Annotated in this window: 13 protein-coding genes and 10 pseudogenes; 12 read left to right on the top strand and 11 right to left on the bottom strand. The window is 46.8% G+C overall.

The features are described from left to right. Positions 1-63 precede the first annotated feature (63 nt). From ACD630_RS24110 to ACD630_RS24095, 4 genes and pseudogenes are all read left to right on the top strand, one after another. Positions 64-718 (top strand): annotated as a pseudogene (locus ACD630_RS24110) (hypothetical protein); the annotation flags it as partial. Positions 719-778: 60 nt separating this feature from the next. Next, a complete protein-coding gene (locus ACD630_RS24105; RefSeq protein WP_430361323.1) occupies positions 779-2311 on the top strand; it encodes a hypothetical protein in 1533 nt (510 codons plus the stop codon). Positions 2312-2352: 41 nt separating this feature from the next. Next, positions 2353-3105, top strand: a pseudogene (locus tag ACD630_RS24100) (IS630 family transposase); the annotation flags it as partial. A gap of 93 nt (positions 3106-3198) precedes the next feature. Further along, a pseudogene (locus tag ACD630_RS24095) lies at positions 3199-3540 on the top strand (transposase); the annotation flags it as partial. 46 nt (positions 3541-3586) lie between these two features. Here ACD630_RS24095 and ACD630_RS24090 read toward each other — a convergent pair. The 6 genes and pseudogenes from ACD630_RS24090 to ACD630_RS24065 all read right to left on the bottom strand — a co-directional run. Next, a complete protein-coding gene (locus tag ACD630_RS24090; protein WP_430360903.1) occupies positions 3587-4321 on the bottom strand; it encodes a hypothetical protein in 735 nt (244 codons plus the stop codon). A gap of 146 nt (positions 4322-4467) precedes the next feature. Beyond that, the gene (locus tag ACD630_RS24085) at positions 4468-4599 is read right to left on the bottom strand and encodes a transposase (RefSeq protein ID WP_430357939.1); all 132 of its coding nucleotides are present in this window, start codon (positions 4597-4599) and stop codon (positions 4468-4470) included. A 289-nt stretch (positions 4600-4888) separates the two neighbouring features. Then, positions 4889-5611, bottom strand: a pseudogene (locus ACD630_RS24080) (IS256 family transposase); the annotation flags it as partial. Between the two features lie 57 nt (positions 5612-5668). After that, positions 5669-5974 carry a transposase gene (locus tag ACD630_RS24075; RefSeq protein ID WP_430361269.1) on the bottom strand — a complete coding sequence of 102 codons (306 nt, stop codon included), beginning with the start codon at positions 5972-5974 and terminating at the stop codon, positions 5669-5671. Positions 5975-5999: 25 nt separating this feature from the next. After that, on the bottom strand, positions 6000-6365 hold the full coding sequence (locus tag ACD630_RS24070) for an IS630 transposase-related protein (protein WP_430360902.1): 366 nt from the start codon (positions 6363-6365) through the stop codon (positions 6000-6002). A gap of 33 nt (positions 6366-6398) precedes the next feature. After that, positions 6399-6608, bottom strand: a pseudogene (locus ACD630_RS24065) (IS256 family transposase); the annotation flags it as partial. A gap of 108 nt (positions 6609-6716) precedes the next feature. On the opposite strand from ACD630_RS24065, the pseudogene ACD630_RS24060 reads away from it, so the two are divergent. From ACD630_RS24060 to ACD630_RS24025, 8 genes and pseudogenes are all read left to right on the top strand, one after another. After that, positions 6717-7640: pseudogene (locus ACD630_RS24060) on the top strand (IS5 family transposase). 499 nt (positions 7641-8139) lie between these two features. Next, on the top strand, positions 8140-8565 hold the full coding sequence (locus ACD630_RS24055) for a hypothetical protein (RefSeq protein ID WP_430360901.1): 426 nt from the start codon (positions 8140-8142) through the stop codon (positions 8563-8565). A gap of 122 nt (positions 8566-8687) precedes the next feature. Continuing rightward, a pseudogene (locus ACD630_RS24050) lies at positions 8688-9614 on the top strand (IS5 family transposase). Positions 9615-9669: 55 nt separating this feature from the next. Continuing rightward, positions 9670-10431, top strand: a pseudogene (locus tag ACD630_RS24045) (IS630 family transposase); the annotation flags it as partial. Between the two features lie 352 nt (positions 10432-10783). Then, positions 10784-11182: pseudogene (locus tag ACD630_RS24040) on the top strand (transposase); the annotation flags it as partial. Positions 11183-11273: 91 nt separating this feature from the next. Beyond that, positions 11274-12213 (top strand): annotated as a pseudogene (locus ACD630_RS24035) (IS256 family transposase); the annotation flags it as partial. 125 nt (positions 12214-12338) lie between these two features. Next, complete coding sequence (locus tag ACD630_RS24030) at positions 12339-12647, top strand: PTS lactose/cellobiose transporter subunit IIA (protein WP_430360900.1); 309 nt, start codon at positions 12339-12341, stop codon at positions 12645-12647. 2 nt (positions 12648-12649) lie between these two features. Beyond that, positions 12650-12802 (top strand): hypothetical protein, encoded by a 153-nt coding sequence (locus tag ACD630_RS24025; protein WP_430360899.1) that lies wholly within the window; start codon positions 12650-12652, stop codon positions 12800-12802. Between the two features lie 21 nt (positions 12803-12823). On the opposite strand, the gene ACD630_RS24020 is transcribed toward ACD630_RS24025, so the two are convergent. The 5 genes from ACD630_RS24020 to secB all read right to left on the bottom strand — a co-directional run bounded on the left by ACD630_RS24020 (position 12824) and on the right by secB (position 16470). Further along, positions 12824-13072: a transposase gene (locus ACD630_RS24020; protein WP_430361268.1), complete on the bottom strand. Its 249-nt coding sequence runs from the start codon at positions 13070-13072 to the stop codon at positions 12824-12826. A 15-nt stretch (positions 13073-13087) separates the two neighbouring features. Then, on the bottom strand, positions 13088-13666 hold the full coding sequence (locus tag ACD630_RS24015; protein WP_430360898.1) for an IS630 transposase-related protein: 579 nt from the start codon (positions 13664-13666) through the stop codon (positions 13088-13090). A gap of 309 nt (positions 13667-13975) precedes the next feature. Beyond that, complete coding sequence (cysE, locus tag ACD630_RS24010; RefSeq protein ID WP_430360897.1) at positions 13976-14797, bottom strand: serine O-acetyltransferase; 822 nt, start codon at positions 14795-14797, stop codon at positions 13976-13978. A gap of 168 nt (positions 14798-14965) precedes the next feature. Beyond that, positions 14966-15985, bottom strand: coding sequence for an NAD(P)H-dependent glycerol-3-phosphate dehydrogenase (gpsA, locus tag ACD630_RS24005; protein ID WP_430360896.1), 1020 nt, complete (start codon positions 15983-15985; stop codon positions 14966-14968). After that, complete coding sequence (gene secB, locus ACD630_RS24000) at positions 15985-16470, bottom strand: protein-export chaperone SecB (RefSeq protein ID WP_430360895.1); 486 nt, start codon at positions 16468-16470, stop codon at positions 15985-15987. The genes gpsA and secB overlap by 1 nt, the downstream gene beginning before the upstream one ends. Positions 16471-16480 lie beyond the last annotated feature (10 nt).

Genomic DNA, 16480 nt, shown 5'->3' with positions numbered 1-16480 from the left:
ATCCGTCTGATTTGTATTAGGAGAGCCCTAATTCATCAGGACAGGTGGTAACGGGACGACACCATGTTTAAGAAATCCATCAACTCGCTATTTTTCACCGCACTTCTTGCCACACCGTTTTTCAGCCACGCCACACAATATCCTTTAACTGTCACCGATATGGCGGGCAATACCGTTACGCTGCAACAAGAGCCGAAGCATCTGGTGCTGCAAGACGGGCGCGATATTATGGCGCTGGCTCTGCTGGATCGCGACGATTCGTTCCAGCGTTTAGTGGCGTGGAACAACCTGCCGAAAAAACAGGATAGCGCTACCTGGAACCTGTTGAAGGGGAAATGGCCGGACGCAGAAAACATCCTTGATATGGGCTTTGGTGACAAAGGCGATATAGCCAAGCGACATTATTTTGATAACAATTAGCTGTATTTTTTTGCCACATATCTTGGCATTTGCTGTAATCATTTTTAAGTCGGTTGGCTATGTCGAGCTGGAAAGTGTGCTGGTGAAAAAACCGGATTTGATGGTGGCACAACTGCGTGCCAAAGCGTCACTGGAAGGCAATGGCGTCGTTAACAAGCTGAACGAACTGCACATTCCATTGCTGTTTGTCGATTATGAAATCAATCCGGCCAAGAACACCGCAGACAGCATCGATCTGCTCGGTAAGGTGCTTAACCGTGAAGAGAACGCTAAAGCCTATACCGACTTCTATAGCCAAGCGACTTAATTTTGATTACACCATATGGACTGAGAAGAGCCTGTACACGAGATTGTGTAATTGCCTGATTTTGATATAGCCAACCGACTTAAAAATGATTACAGCAAATGCCAAGATATGTGGCAAAAAAATACAGCTAATTGTTATCAAAATAATGTCTCTTGGCTATATAAGGCGGTAACACGCGATCTCAAAGCAGTGTATCAGGCTCCAACCGAAGAGGCCGCGCTTCAGGCCATAGGTATCTACACATCTTTTGCAATATCTGCTATTACGTTGCTGCATGATCTCAACTTATCCATCGGCGGGATTGATGCCCGCCTTAACCGGCGTTATCAGCGTCTGGTTAACCAACACATGACTCCCCCAGCACCATTGGCGTCAGCCATTAAAGACCTTGCCTGCGCGCAGAAAACAACATTCGCCACTACTCAGGCCGGTTGGCGTTTTTTTAATAATGAACGTATTAGCTTCAGTCAGCTCAATGAACCGATTATTTCGCTGGCTCTCCAGCAGGTTGCACTTAGCCCGCATCCATACGCTCCCGTCGTTCACGACTGGTCTCATTTACAGTTTCGTACCCACAATGGGAAAGAAGAACGTTTGAAAATGACGCATGGTGGCGACGTCGGTTATGAACCACAAACCCGCCTACTGGTTGATGCTGCAAATGGTTTACCAATAGCGCCCCTGTCTCAAACTCTAACCGGTAGGGCGGGTTGTCGTTCAACGCTAACCGAGGGCTTGTCTGAGAGTCTGACTCATATGGATGCTTTGACGGCTGATATCGCCCGCGTTGAGTTTCTTGATACCGGGAAGAAGTTAGTTCATCTCATTGACCGTGAAGGTAACTCTATCGGGCATATGCGCACATTAAGCTCCCAGGGAATATGTTGGCTTATCCGGGGAAAGGAAGGGCATCGGGCCGAGTGGGGCGGTGACACCCGTAAAATTGGTGAAATTGCAGACGATCTGCCATTTATCGCAAACGGACAGGTTGGCTGGAAAGGGAAAAAAGCCAATATGGAGATCGGGGAAACATCCGTGATCATAACGCGAACAGCAAAACCGAAACGGAAAGACAAGAACACCGGACGGCGAGTGAAAGTTCAGCCAGGCGTAGCTCTGACACTCAGATTAGTTGTGGTTCGCCTTACCGATACTCACGGTAAATTTATCGGACGCTGGACGCTGCTCACAAACGTTAGCAACGAGCTCACCAGCGCGGAAGTCGCTCGCTGGTATTACTGGCGCTGGGGTATTGAATCCTTTTTTAAGCTGCTGAAAGGTGCCGGTCATGATGTAGAAAAATGGCTTCAGCGCAGTGCTGGTGCCCTGCTACGCAGGTTATTGATAGCTAGCATGGCATGTGTGCTGGTATGGCGGCTGCAACGCGCTGAAGGAGACGACAATGCGGCAGCCCGTCAGTTAATTTGCCGATTATCCGGACAACAACAAAAACGAGGGCGTAAAGAAAGCGCCCCAGCGCTGCTTGCCGGACTATCCATCCTGCTAAATACCTTGACGTTATTAGCAGACTATACCCCGGAAGAACTTGCCCACTTCGCTATGGTGGTTTTTAACCCTTTATGATGTGTATAGCTAAACGACTTAATTTTGATTACATTATTTAAATGAGCTATTCAATTGATTTTAGACGTAAAGTGATATCTACACGGGAAGAAGAAGGGTTGAGTATCCGAGAAACAGCGAAGCAATTTCGGATTGGCCCTGTCTCTGTATTGCGTTGGATTAATCAAATAGCGTCAAAAGCATCGACCACGCGTCAGCGAAAGAGCGATAAATCCGAGTTGATAAAAGATGTTGAACCATATCCAGATGCTTACCAAAAAGAACGTGCAGAGCGTTTTGGCGTTTGTCAGAAGGCCATTTGGCAAGCTCTTAAAAAGCTGGGATTGACCTATAAAAAAACTCTACGCCATCCGAAAGCCGACGAAAGCGCCCGGCAAGCATTTCAAAAAAAACAACAGTATGAAAAAGAAGGTAAATCTATTGTTTTTATTGATGAAAGTGGTTTTCCACACGATACCCCACGGACTCACGGCTATTCCCCAAAAGGTCAACGGTGTTTTGGCCTGAAGAACGGGGGAGCCAAGGGAAGAACAAATGTTATCGGCGCGTTATTAGGCACAACGCTGTTTGCTATCGGATTATTTGATATCAATATTAACAGCGATGTTTTCTATTCCTAGGTCACACAAGTCCTTATCCCAGTACTCCCTAAAAACAGGGTAATCGTGATGGACAATGCAACTTTTCACAAAAAACATAATATTCAACAAGTCATCATCGATGCAGGGTATATGGTGGAGTATTTGCCTACATATTCGCCAGATCTTAACCCCATTGAGCATAAATGGGCACAAGCAAAAAAAGAGAGGTGGTTGCGATACAGAGATTTTGTTCTCAGTCCATATGGTGTAATCAAAATTAAGTCGCTTGGCTATAGATACCTATGGCTTCAGGCGCTGGAGACGTTCGGTGGGACATGGGATCACCGCTATCCGCAGATAAGCCGGAGCTGGCAGTCAAACTGGGCCAACCTGTCGACATTCTTCTCGTACCCGCAGGAACTTCGCAAGGTAATCTACACGACGAACGCCATAGAATCACTGAACAGCGTGCTCCGGCATGCAATCAAGAAACGCAAGGTGTTCCCGACTGATGACTCGGTGAAGAAGGTCGTATGGCTGGCAATCCAGGCGGCATCACAGAAATGGACGATGCCCTTATAGGACTGGCGTATGGCAATGAGTCGCTTTATTATCGAGTTCGGTGACCGCCTTGATGGTCACTTCTGAGGAAAGGCATTTACACAAAATCTTAAACAGGCTCCCGGTGAATATATCACGCTATGCAATCTCTGCTCTCAAGATATTTGAGTGACACTTGCAAGGTGATCAGTCGGTAATTGATCTTTCCTATTCTATCATCATCGCCTTTAAGTTGAGCTTCCATGTCATTTACAAAAGCGTTGGTGATATCCAGATCGAAAAGACCATACTCAAGCAAGGTGAGTTTAATGTCCGGGTTTCTTTCTAAAAAAAAGCAGCTATAATCCACAACTTCATCCCCACCGTAGTTATCTTTTATCTTGGTATCCGGGAACTGCTTGGAAAACTCAATATCATTATCGGCGGCGAATTTTTTAACAATAGCGCTGTAGTTTTCAACCAAAGGCAACTGATTAACTGACAACTTAAACAGTGAGTCCCAATTATTGGGTGTGTCGAAACTGTAAATATTGACCTTATCGATTGAAAAAGTGTATCGCGTCCCCTTCATTCCAAGCGATTGCGCACTGACTTTAAAAAGATTTCTATATGCTGGTAAAGCCAGCGCTTTTAGTTTCTCAAAATTATAAAAACGATAATAGACTGTACCACCGAGCTTGGCGGCAGGATGCTCATTAATGTTTTCATAAAGAGATTCAATAACGTCTTTTTTCGGCGAAGTTCTGAAAAGATCGAGAAATCGTTGCCATAAATTCAACGCCGTTGCTTTTCTTTTATCGTCATACTGTACTAAATTCGTCATATTGCAATGATCTAATTTCCTTCCCCCTGCAAGTTCTATTTCCATTTTGCGAATCCTCCCTCTGTTTTTATTCATGACATCTCCTAGTGTAGGCCACGTATTCGAAACAACAGCACAATGCAGTTTCAACCCGCCATGCGCTCATCATTCCCTGAGCGAGGATTTTTTTACCCGTAATATAGCCAAGCGATTTAATTTTGATTACACCATATGGACTGAGAACAAAATCTCTGTATCGCAACCACTCTCTCTTTTTTTGCTTGTGCCCATTTATGCTCAATGGGGTTAAGATCTGGCGAATATGTAGGCAAATACTCCACCATATACCGGCTTTGTTGAATAATAGGTAATCATGCTGTTTTTCCATGCCAGTTTTGGTTGAAAATGCTTGTCATCTCAGGTGTACACTTTTCTCATGAGGCCTAACTGCATGATTTTACGTTGCGAGGATCCGTCGTTTCGCTGGGCTGCCAGCATAAAATCTATTTATTCAACAAAGCCCCATATACCCTGCATCGATGATGACTTGTTGAATATTATGTTTTTTGTGAAAAGTTGCATTGTCCATCACGATTACAGAGCCTGTTTAAGATTTTGTGCAAATGCCTTTCCTCAGAAGTGACCGTCAAGGCGGTCACCGAACTCGATAATAAAGCGACTCATTGCCATACGCCAGTCCTGTAAGGGCATCGTCCATTTCTGTGATGCCGCCTGGATTGCCAGCCATACGACCTTTTTCACCGAGTCATCAGTCGGGAACAGCTTGCGTTTCTTGATTGCATGCCGGAGCACGCTGTTCAGTGATTCTATGGCGTTCGTCGTGTAGATTACCTTGCGAAGTTCCTGCGGGTACGAGAAGAATGTCGACAGGTTGGCCCAGTTTGACTGCCAGCTCCGGCTTATCTGCGGATAGCGGTGATCCCATGTCCCACCGAACGTCTCCAGCGCCTGAAGCGCGGCCTCTTCGGTTGGAGCCTGATACACTGCTTTGAGGTCGCGTGTTACCGCCTTATAGTCCTTCCAGGCAACGAAGCGCAGACTGTTGCGCACCATGTGCACGATGCACAACTGGATGCGGGCTTCCGGGTAGACCGTGTTGATGGCATCCGGGAACCCTTTCAGGCCGTCCACACAGCCAATGAGGATGTCGGTCAGGCCACGGTTTTTCAGTTCTGTCAGCACGTTCAGCCAGAACTTTGCGCCTTCATTTTCGGCCAGCCACATCCCCAGTAACTCTTTCTGGCCTTCGATATTGATACCCAGCGCCAGGAACACAGACTTATTGATAACGCGGCTGTCCTGCCGGACTTTCAGAACGATACAGTCAAGGTATAGCCAACCGACTTAAAAATGATTACAGCCAATGCCCTGATATGTGGCAAAAAAATACAGCTAATTGTTATCAAAATAATGTCGCTTAGCTATATTATGTTTTTTGTGAAAAGTTGCATTGTCCATCACGATTACCCTGTTTTTAGGGAGTACTGGGATAAGGACTTGTGTGACCCAGGAATAGAAAACATCGCTGTTAATATTGATATCAAATAATCCGATAGCAAACAGCGTTGTGCCTAATAAAGCGCCGATAACATTTGTTCTTCCCTTGGCTCCCCAGTTCTTCAGGCCAAAACACCGTTGACCTTTTGGGGAATAGCCGTGAGTCCGTGGGGTATCGTCTGGAAAAGCACTTTCATCAATAAAAACAATAGGTTTTCCTTCTTTTTCATACTGTTGTATTTTTTGTTGAAATGCTTGCCGGGCGCTTTCGTCGGCTTTCGGATGGGGTAGAGTTTTTTTTATAGGTCAATCCCAGCTTTTTAAGAGCGTGCCAAATGGCCTTCTGACAAACGCCAAAACGCTCTGCACGTTCTTTTTGGTAAGCATCTGGATATGGTTCAACATCTTTTATCAACTCGGATTTATCGCTCTTTCGCTGACGCGTGGTCGATGCTTTTGACGCTATTTGATTAATCCAACGCAATACAGAGGCAGGGCCAATCCGAAATTGCTTCGCTGTTTCTCGGATACTCAACCCTTCTTCTTCCCGTGTAGATATCACTTTACGTCTAAAATCAATTGAATAGCTCATTTAAATAATGTAATCAAAATTAAGTCGTTTAGCTATAACAGTCTTTGTGGAGTAGCCATTGTGCGTGTTAGTTCCAGATTTGGACTGGTGCTTCTCATGCCCGAGGTGATGGGTCATTTCAGCATTAAGGGCAGCTTCAACGCTGATCTTTTTTAGCAGGCGATCAAACTGGTTGAGATCGTCAGGGGTTTTGAGATTTTTGCCCAGCTCGTTAGCCAGAGCCTGTAACTGTTTTTCGTCCATAAAGTAACCTGCTTTTGATGTTGGATTGAACATGGCTTTGTTGAATAAATAGAACTTTTGGGTAATCATCGGAGCAGATCAACACAGTTGTTTCAAAATCAGGTCTCCATGGCAAAACAAAATTTTAAAATCACCAACTGGCCCTCTTATAACAAGGCCCTCAAGCAGCGCGCTTCTCTAACCGTATGGCTAGATGAATCAGCCATTGCTGCATGGACGGAAAAAAACACTACTGAACGGTGTGGACAACCGCTCCACTACTCAGATATGGCCATCACCACAGTCCTGATGATGAAACGCGTGTTTGGCCTTTCATTGAGGGCTTTACAGGGCTTTGTTGACTCGATTTTTAAACTGATTAAATTGTCGCTCCATTGTCCAGACTATTCGCTGCTCAGCAAGCGAGCAAAGACAGTGAACATCAGCATAAAAACGCCAACCCGTGGTGAAATCTCACATCTGCTCATTGATGGAACCGGCCTGAAGGTCTTTGGCGAAGGCGAATGGAAAGTCCGGCAGCATGGTGCCGACAGACGCAGGGTATGGCGTAAGCTGCACCTGGCAGTAGACAGTGTGACGCATGAGATTATCTGTGCGGATTTGTCGCTCAGTGGTATGACTGATGCCCAAGCTCTACCGGCGCTGATAAACCAGACCCACCGGAAAATCAGAGAGGCATCGGCTAACGGCGCTTAGGATACAGTTTACTGCTATGATGCTCTGCTGAGGAAGAAAATAAGGCCGCTTATCCCGCCACGAAGGGGGGCGCAATATTGGCAAGATCGCTACCACGAGCGTAACCCCGCTGTTGCAAATCAGCGCATTAGCGGTAGTAACGCTATCTGGAAAAAGAAAGTGGGCTATCACCGGTGCTCAGTGGCTGAAACGACCATGTTCCGGTTCAAAAGGCTTCTGGGTGGTCATCTAAGTCTGAGAGACTACGATGGTCAGGTGGGTGAAGCCATGGCCATGGTCAAAGCGCTTAACCTGATCACGCTATTAGGAATGCCGAACAGTATTCGCATCACGTAACAATCGACCCGTATGGGGCGCAGTCGTTACAAGTTCTGATTTATTCAACAAAGCCCCGATCAGCATCAATCCAGCCATAGTAAGTGTGATGGTTTTCATTGTTTATTTGGCTTTGTTGAATAAATAGATTTTATGCTGGCAGCCCAGCGAAACGACGGATCCTCGCAACGTAAAATCATGCAGTTAGGCATCATGAGAAAAGTGTACACCTGAGATGACAAGCATTTTCAACCAAAACTGGCATGGAAAAACAGCATGATTACCTATTATTCAACAAAGCCTGTTTATTTCCAATATAGCCAACCGACATTATTTTGATAACAGCCAGCTATGTTTTTTTGCCGCATATCAGGGTATCTGTTGTAATCATTTTTAAGTCGGTTTGCTATAGAGAGTGTAGATATGGGGCGTTTACCCTATTTCATTGGTAGTCAATTAATCAATAATTTATAGTTAGTTGTCTAGTTTCTCTAATTTCGTTAAAATTTGGGGGTGATAGATGTCTATTTCTTTCGGGTCAGGAATACTTAAAGCAGAAATAAGTGCTCATCAAATAAATAAGATTATGAATTCTAATTCTCAAGGAGAAGGTCTATTTACTGAATTATGGGAAAAAATAAAAGATTTATTTTTCTCTACAGGAAGGCATGAGGCTATGGATAATATAAGAAAGCTTTGCAATCCAGAGAAAACACTTAATCTAGATGAAGTTGAAAGTATATTCTTTAAATTAAAAGAATTAGCATCTCCTACATATAAGGATAGATTTTGTAACTCACACCTTTATAGCAGTAAAGATAATTGTATGCATATACAAGGCGATGATGGAAACACTATTCTTGTGATTGGAGAAAAAGAAAACCAATGCTTTTATAGTGTATTAGGTAAAGTCTTTGTTTGTAATAAAAACAATATTGAATCTTAGTGGAATAAGGGCTTTGAATCAAAACAACTCCGCTTCAAGCTCCCCTAGGCTTTGTTGAATAAATAGAACTTTTGGGTAATCATCGGAGCAGATCAACACAGTTGTTTCAAAATCAGGTCTCCATGGCAAAACAAAATTTTAAAATCACCAACTGGCCCTCTTATAACAAGGCCCTCAAGCAGCGCTGTTCTCTAACCGTATGGCTAGACGAATCAGCCATTGCTGCATGGACGGAAAAAAACACTACTGAACGGCGTGGACGACCGCTCCACTACTCAGATGTGGCCATCATCACCACAGTCCTGATGATGAAACACGTGTTTGGCCTTTCATTGAGGGCTTTACAGGGCTTTGTTGACTCGATTTTTAAACTGATTAAATTGTCGCTCCATTGTCCAGACTATTCACTGCTCAGCAAGCGAGCAAAGACAGTGAACATCAGCATAAAAACGCCAACCCGTGGTGAAATCTCACATCTGGTCATTGATGGAACCGGCCTGAAGGTCTTTGGCGAAGGCGAATGGAAAGTCCGGCAGCATGGTGCCGACAGACGCAGGGTATGGCGTAAGCTGCACCTGGCAGTAGACAGTGTGACGCATGAGATTATCTGTGCGGATTTGTCGCTCAGTGGTACGACTGATGCCCAAGCTCTACCGGCGCTGATAAACCAGACCCACCGGAAAATCAGAGAGGCATCGGCTGACGGCGCTTAGGATACAGTTTACTGCTATGATGCTCTGCTGAGGAAGAAAATAAGGCCGCTTATCCCGCCACGAAGGGGGGCGCAATATTGGCAAGATCGCTACCACGAGCGTAACCACGCTGTTGCAAATCAGTGCATTAGCGGTAGTAACGCTATCTGGAAAAAGAAAGTGGGCTATCACCGGCGCTCAGTGGCTGAAACGGCCATGTTCCGGTTCAAAAGGCTTCTGGGTGATCATCTAGGTCTGAGAGACTACGATGCTCAGGTGGGTGAAGCCATGGGCATGGTCAAAGCACTTAACCTGATCACGCTATTAGGAATGCCGAACAGTATTCGCATCACGTAACAATCGACCCGTATGGGGTGCAGTCGTTACAAGTTCTGATTTATTCAACAAAGCCGGGTTGAGTATCCGAGAAACAGCGAAGCAATTTCGGATTGGCTCTGCCTCTGTATCGCGTTGGATTAATCAAATAGCGTCAAAAGCATCGACCACGCGTCAGCGAAAGAGCGATAAATCCGAGTTGATAAAAGATGTTGAACCATATCCAGATGCTTACCAAAAAGAACGTGCAGAGCGTTTTGGCGTTTGTCAGAAGGCCATTTGGCAAGCTCTTAAAAAGCTGGGATTGACCTATAAAAAAACGCTACGTCATCCGAAAGCCGACGGAAGCGCCCGGCAAGTATTTCAACAAAAAATGCAACAGTATGAAAAAGAAGGTAAGCCTATTGTTTTTATTGATGAAAGTGGTTTTCCACACGATACCCCACGGACTCACGGCTATTCCCCAAAAGGTCAACGGTGTTTTGGCCTGAAGAACTGGGGAGCCAAGGGAAGAACAAATGTTATCGGCGCTTTATTAGGCACAACGCTGTTTGCTATCGGATTATTTGATATCAATATTAACAGCGATGTTTTCTATTCCTGGGTCACACAAGTCCTTATCCCAGTACTCCCTAAAAACAGTGTAATCGTGATGGACAATGCAACTTTTCACAAAAAACATAATATTCAACAAGTCATCATCGATGCAGGGCATATGGTGGAGTATTTGCCTACATATTCGCCAGATCTTAACCCCATTGAGCATAAATGGGCACAAGCAAAAAAAGAGAGAGTGGTTGCGATACAGAGATTTTGTTCTCAGTCCAATATGGTGTAATCAAAATTAAGTCGCTTGGCTATATCTTCAGGCAGAAATGGCCGTTTAGATTGAAACGCAGTCGCGTTTTATTAAAGACGCTCAAATCTCCTCTCGCTATGGTATCAATTTTAATCCCCTTAAGCTCGGCAGATTATCGCCGTAAATACGGCGATAATCTGTCTTGTGCCATTTGGGACATTTATCGATGCCTGTGCACAGGTACAATATTGCTAAAAAGAAAGGGTAAAAAGCCACACAGCCTTGTGCACAGAGAGTTATGCTCATTTCTAGTGTACGGGGTTTCGGGGAGGGTGGCGTATCCTGCTGATTGATTTCGTGGATGATTTCAACAACAGAGAGATGATACCCCATGAAAAAGTCTACCCTACAGGTCTCCGCAGAACCAGATATTGCCGGTGATCCCTTGCATGAACTCATTCGTAATGGTGCTAGGCAACTGATAGCTGCCGCCGTTGACGTTGAGCTCGAAGCCATGCTGCAACAACATGCTGAACGCCGCCTTGACGACGGGCGTCATGCTGTCGTTCGTAACGGCTATTTGCCACAGCGAACCATACAGACGGGTATTGGGGATGTTGAAATTAAAGTGCCTAAGGTCAGGGAGCGCAGCGGCAACGGAATATGCTTCAACAGCGCGTTGTTGCCGCCTTATCTGAAACGTGCAAAAAGCGTCGAAGAGTTGCTACCATGGCTGTACCTGCGAGGGGCTTTGTTGAATAATAGTGAGTCATGCTGTTTTTCCAGCAAGTTTTGGTAGAAAATGCTTGTCATCTCAGGTGTATACTTTTCTCATGAGGCCTAACTGCATGATTTTACGTTGCTAGGATCTGTCGTTTCACCGGGGGTGCAGCATAAAATATGTTTATTCAACAAAGCCCCTGCGAGGCATATCCACCGGTGATTTTCACGAAGCCCTGAGGGCGCTTCTCGGTGAAAAAGCTAATGGCCTCTCTGCCAGTACCATCAGCAGACTGAAACAGTAATGGCTTGAAGAGCACAGGCAATGGTGCCTGCGTGATTTAAGCGATACGCGCTACGTTTATTTCTGGGCCGATGGCATATACAGCCATGTCAGGCAAGATGATCGCCTTTGCCTGCTGGTCATTATCGGCGTCACTGAGCATGGACGTAAGGAGCTGGTTGCGGTCGAAGATCGTTATCGAGAGTCAGAAGCAAACTGGGCCGAACTTCTTAATGGCCTGCGAGCACGTGGCCTAACCGTATCTCCCAAGCTGGCTACGGGAGACGGTGCCCTTGGTTTTTGGAATAATGGCAAAGATATTCCCGGACACGCAGCACCAACGCTGTTGGGTGCACAAAACCGCTAATGTGTTGGCTTCACTCCCCAAAGCCATGCAACCGAAAGTTAAGGCTGAGCTGCGGGAGGTTTGGCTAGCAGAGAGCCGCGATGCCGCTAATGAAGCCTTTGATGTTTTGTTGGCAAGGTTTTCAGCGAAGTATCCTGCAGCGATGAAGAAGCTGGAGAAAGCTCGAGAAGAACTGCTGGCATTCTACGACTTCCCGTCAGAGCACTGGGCGTCAATAAGAACGACAAATCCGATTGAATCGGCTTTTGCGACTGTGAGGCTACGAAGCAGAGGCGCGAAGAACGGTGGTTCGAGAGAAACAACCCTGTCAATGGTATTTAAGCTGCTCCAGTCAGCTCAGAAAAGCTGGAACCGACTAAGAGGATTTGACCTGCTGACCCTGGTTGTAAGCAACGTCCAATTTAAGGATGGAGAACAGATTCACGAAGCATCAGAGCGGAACGTAGCCTGATCGCCATACACCAGATTTGCTAATAACTCGCACAGAGTCTGGCAGTACGGTAGCGCGATGGATGCGTGCTGTAAGTGCGACCACAGCACAGTTTTGATTCAATGCCTAATAAGGGGGGTGTGACTATGGTTAAAGCAGAAGAAGCGGCAATGGAAATTCTTGTCAATGCGGATGAATCACGCAGCCTGTGTCTTGAGGCGTTGCAGGCGGCACGTCACGGTCAGGTTGAACAAGCCAATGCGTTAATGACCCGCGCAGATCGGTTTGCAAGAGTGGCGCATCAGGTTCAAACGCAGTTGGTTGCACGAGAAACCGTTGTACCGATGACATCTATCATGGCGCATGCGCAAGATCACTTGATGACGTCATTATTGGTGCGGGAGTTGGCGAACGAAATGCTGTATTTATACCAGCGTTATAGCCAAGCGACTTAAAAATGATTACAGCCAATGCCCTGATATGTGACAAAAAAATACAGCTAATTGTTATCAAAATAATGTCGCTTTACTATAACAAGAAGCACGATGTGAAGGGTGGGAATAGGCCTGTACCGTCTTTCATCAGAACGGTACAGGTGGTGGCGCGTTGATTATAGCCGAGTCCAAGCGACTTAATTTTGATTACACCATATGGACTGAGAACAAAATCTCTGTATCGCAACCACTCTCTCTTTTTTTGCTTTTTGCTTTTTGCTTTTTGCTTGTGCCCATTTATGCTCAATGGGGTTAAGATCTGGCGAATATGTAGGCAAATACTCCACCATATACCCTGCATCGATGATGACTTGTTGAATATTATGTTTTTTGTGAAAAGTTGCATTGTCCATCACGATTACCCTGTTTTTAGGGAGTACTGGGATAAGGACTTGTGTGACCTAGAAATAGAAAACATCGCTGTTAATATTGATATCAAATAATCCGATAGCAAACAGCGTTGTGCCTAATAAAGCGCCGATAACATTTGTTCTTCCTTTGGCTCCCCCGTTCTTCAGGCCAAAACACCGTTGATCTTTTTGGGAATAGCCGTGAGTCCATGGGGTATCGTGTGGAAAACTACTTTCATCAATAAAAACAATAGGTTTACCTTCTTTTTCATACTGTTGTTTTTTTTGAAATGCTTGCCGGGCGCTTTCGTCGGCTTTCGGATGACGTAGCGTTTTTTTATAGGTCAATCCCAGCTTTTTAAGAGCTTGCCAAATGGCCTTCTGACAAACACCAAAACGCTCTGCACGTTCTTTTTGGTAAGCATCTGGATATGGTTCAACATCTTTTATCAACTCGGATTTATCGCTCTTTCGCTGACGCGTGGTCGATGCTTTTGACGCTATTTGATTAATCCAACGCGATACAGAGGCAGGGCCAATCCGAAATTGCTTCGCTGTTTCTCGGATACTCAACCCTTCTTCTTCCCGTGTAGATATCACTTTACCTCTAAAATCAATTGAATAGCTCATTTAAATAATGTAATCAAAATTAAGTCGTTTAGCTATACATCTTTGCTTCTCGTAAACCATCAATGTTGTTGCGAGACCTGAACCGTCAGATGACAGGGAAAGCCTGGCTTAGGGAAACAGGCCACGGGTAAAAGCCTGTCCAAACCGGTATCTGACGGATTCACACGTTATATTGCGTGGAATTGTCGGTAAAGCGGCAATATTTGAGATATTTCTTATAAGAAAATATCTTAGCTCAGCTGAATATTCGGATAGTATGTGATATAAGTAGTGGAAATCATTTGAAAAACAGCTTACGGTAAGAAGAACTCAAATCCCATCACCGTATTCAAATCCCTGATTGATCCCATTGAAGTATTGATCCATGTCCATTGCGGGTTTGTCGCTTTCCGGGCGCCCCACAATGCGCGCCGGGACGCCCGCCGCCGTGGTATGCGCCGGAACTGGCTGCAACACCACGGAACCTGCGCCAATTTTTGCGCCGCGCCCAACTTCAATATTACCGAGAATTTTGGCACCCGCGCCAATCATAACCCCTTCGCGGATCTTGGGATGGCGATCGCCGCTGGTTTTCCCGGTCCCGCCCAAGGTGACAGATTGCAGGATAGACACATCATTTTCCACCACCGCCGTCTCACCAATCACAATCCCGGTGGCATGATCGAGCATGATCCCACAACCAATGGTCGCAGCCGGGTGAATATCGACGCCAAACGACACCGAAATCTGGTTCTGAAAATAAATAGCCAGCGCTTTACGCCCCTGATACCAGAGCCAATGACCAATACGGTAGGCCTGAAGCGCATGAAATCCTTTCAGGTAAAGCAACGGCGTGGAGTATTTATCCACCGCCGGGTCACGCTGACACACCGCGCGAATGTCGCACGCGGCTGACAGAATCATTTGCGGATCGGCACGGTAGGCCTTTTCCACTACTTCGCGAATGGCGATCGCCGGCATGATGGAATTTGCCAACTTGTTCGCCAGCATATAACTCAATGCGCTGCCTAGGTTTTCATGTTTCAGCAATGTGGCATGAAAAAAGCTGGCCAACATCGGCTCGCAATCAGCCAGCGACCGGCCTTCTGCTTTGATATTTGCCCACACCAATTCCAATTCATCAGTCGACATTGCCTTCACTCCCCTGCCGCACCGTTCATTGCGATACGCTAACACGTTGCATTTATTGTTATCGCCCGTCACGCTCGCCAAAGACTCGCGTAGCCGCCAGCATACGATATAAAAGCCAAAAAACGCCAAAAGACCAGCGTCGCCGTTGGTCTCAAGGATAACGTTATATTATTCGCGCTCGCTTTCGTTTTTGCGCGTTCTACCAAGCAGGGTAAGCGCCGCTTCGCGTGCGGCCTTGCCACAGTATAAAACCTGCCACAGTTGTTCACTGATGGGCATTTCTACCCCATGACGCTGCGCCAACGCCAGCACCTCTTTGGTGTTGCGATAACCTTCCACCACCTGACCAATCTGGTCCTGAGCGCTTTGTACATCCAGCCCCTGACCCAGCATCATGCCAAAGCGGCGGTTACGGGATTGGTTATCGGTACAGGTCAACACCAGATCGCCCAGCCCGGCCATCCCCATAAACGTGGCGGGGTCAGCCCCGAGCGCCACGCCAAGCCGCGTCATTTCCGCCAGCCCACGCGTGATGAGCGCCGTGCGCGCATTGGCACCAAAGCCAATGCCATCGGACATGCCGGCACCAATAGCAATCACATTTTTTACCGCGCCGCCAAGCTGAACGCCGATAAGATCGGGGTTACTGTAGACGCGAAAACTCTTGCCACAATGCAGCAGCGTTTGCAGATCGTCAGAAAACGTTTTGTCTGTCGCGGCCAGCGCGATAGCGGTGGGTAATCCCGCCGCGAGTTCTTTCGCGAAGGTCGGACCAGAAATCACCGCCCAAGGAATCTCTTCACCTAATGCTTCCCGCGCCACATCTTGCAACAAGCGCCCGGTTTCTGCCTCCAACCCTTTTGTCGCCCACACCAAGCGTGCATCAGCACGCAGCAGCGGTTTTAGCTGACGCAGCACGTCACCAAACACATGGCTCGGCACCACCACCAAAATATCGCGACTCGCCGCCAGCGCCTGCGCTAAATCAGACTCGAGGTGCAGCGTATCGGGGAAAGGCACATCCGGCAGGAACGCCTGGTTACACCGGGCGGCCTGCAATGTCTGTATGTGCGCAGGATCGTGTCCCCAAAGCACCACGGAGTGACCATTGCGGGCCAGCGTAATCGCCAAGGCGGTGCCGTATGAACCGGCACCGACCACTGTCATGGAAGCATTAGCTGTGCTCATCAGGCATCCAGGCGCGGTGCGCCGTTTTCACCTTCTGCGGACTGCCCTTCCGTTTGCTGTTGCAGATAGTTCATGAACAGCGCATCGAAGTTCACCGGCGCCAGATTCAACTGCGGGAATGTGCCGCGTGTCACCATGCTGGTCACACATTCACGCGCATACGGGAACAGAATGTTTGGGCAGTAAGCGCCTAGGCAATGTGCCAGTTGTGTACCTTCCAGACCGCCAACGGTGAAAATACCCGCTTGCTGAACTTCACACAGGAACGCAGTATTTTCGCCCAGCGTCGAGGTTACCGTTACGCGCAGCACAACTTCATACACGTCTTCCGCCAGTTGGCTGGACGCCGTATCCAGATCCAGTTTAACTTCCGGTTGCCAATCCTGCTGAAACACCTGAGGAGCATTCGGCGCTTCAAAAGAGACATCCTTGGTGTAAATACGTTGAATCTGAAAAGTCATTTTGGCGGAGTTTTGTTCGGACATGTTGGCTAAT

It is taken from the genome of Symbiopectobacterium sp. RP (assembly GCF_050472005.1).
In the GTDB taxonomy this organism is placed as follows: domain Bacteria; phylum Pseudomonadota; class Gammaproteobacteria; order Enterobacterales; family Enterobacteriaceae; genus Symbiopectobacterium.
This window is presented reverse-complemented; position numbering and strand designations above follow the sequence as displayed.

Bases quoted from the DNA above. Each gene is read 5' to 3' on its own strand.
- ACD630_RS24090 (WP_430360903.1), bottom strand. From the start codon at position 4,321: ATGGAAATAGAACTTGCAGGGGGAAGGAAATTAGATCATTGCAATATG.
- ACD630_RS24085 (WP_430357939.1), bottom strand. From the start codon at position 4,599: ATGGTGGAGTATTTGCCTACATATTCGCCAGATCTTAACCCCATTGAG.
- ACD630_RS24070 (WP_430360902.1), bottom strand. From the start codon at position 6,365: ATGAGCTATTCAATTGATTTTAGACGTAAAGTGATATCTACACGGGAA.
- ACD630_RS24055 (WP_430360901.1), top strand. From the start codon at position 8,140: ATGTCTATTTCTTTCGGGTCAGGAATACTTAAAGCAGAAATAAGTGCT.
- ACD630_RS24030 (WP_430360900.1), top strand. From the start codon at position 12,339: ATGGTTAAAGCAGAAGAAGCGGCAATGGAAATTCTTGTCAATGCGGAT.
- ACD630_RS24025 (WP_430360899.1), top strand. From the start codon at position 12,650: ATGATTACAGCCAATGCCCTGATATGTGACAAAAAAATACAGCTAATT.
- ACD630_RS24015 (WP_430360898.1), bottom strand. From the start codon at position 13,666: ATGAGCTATTCAATTGATTTTAGAGGTAAAGTGATATCTACACGGGAA.
- cysE (WP_430360897.1), bottom strand. From the start codon at position 14,797: ATGTCGACTGATGAATTGGAATTGGTGTGGGCAAATATCAAAGCAGAA.
- gpsA (WP_430360896.1), bottom strand. From the start codon at position 15,985: ATGAGCACAGCTAATGCTTCCATGACAGTGGTCGGTGCCGGTTCATAC.
- secB (WP_430360895.1), bottom strand. From the start codon at position 16,470: ATGTCCGAACAAAACTCCGCCAAAATGACTTTTCAGATTCAACGTATT.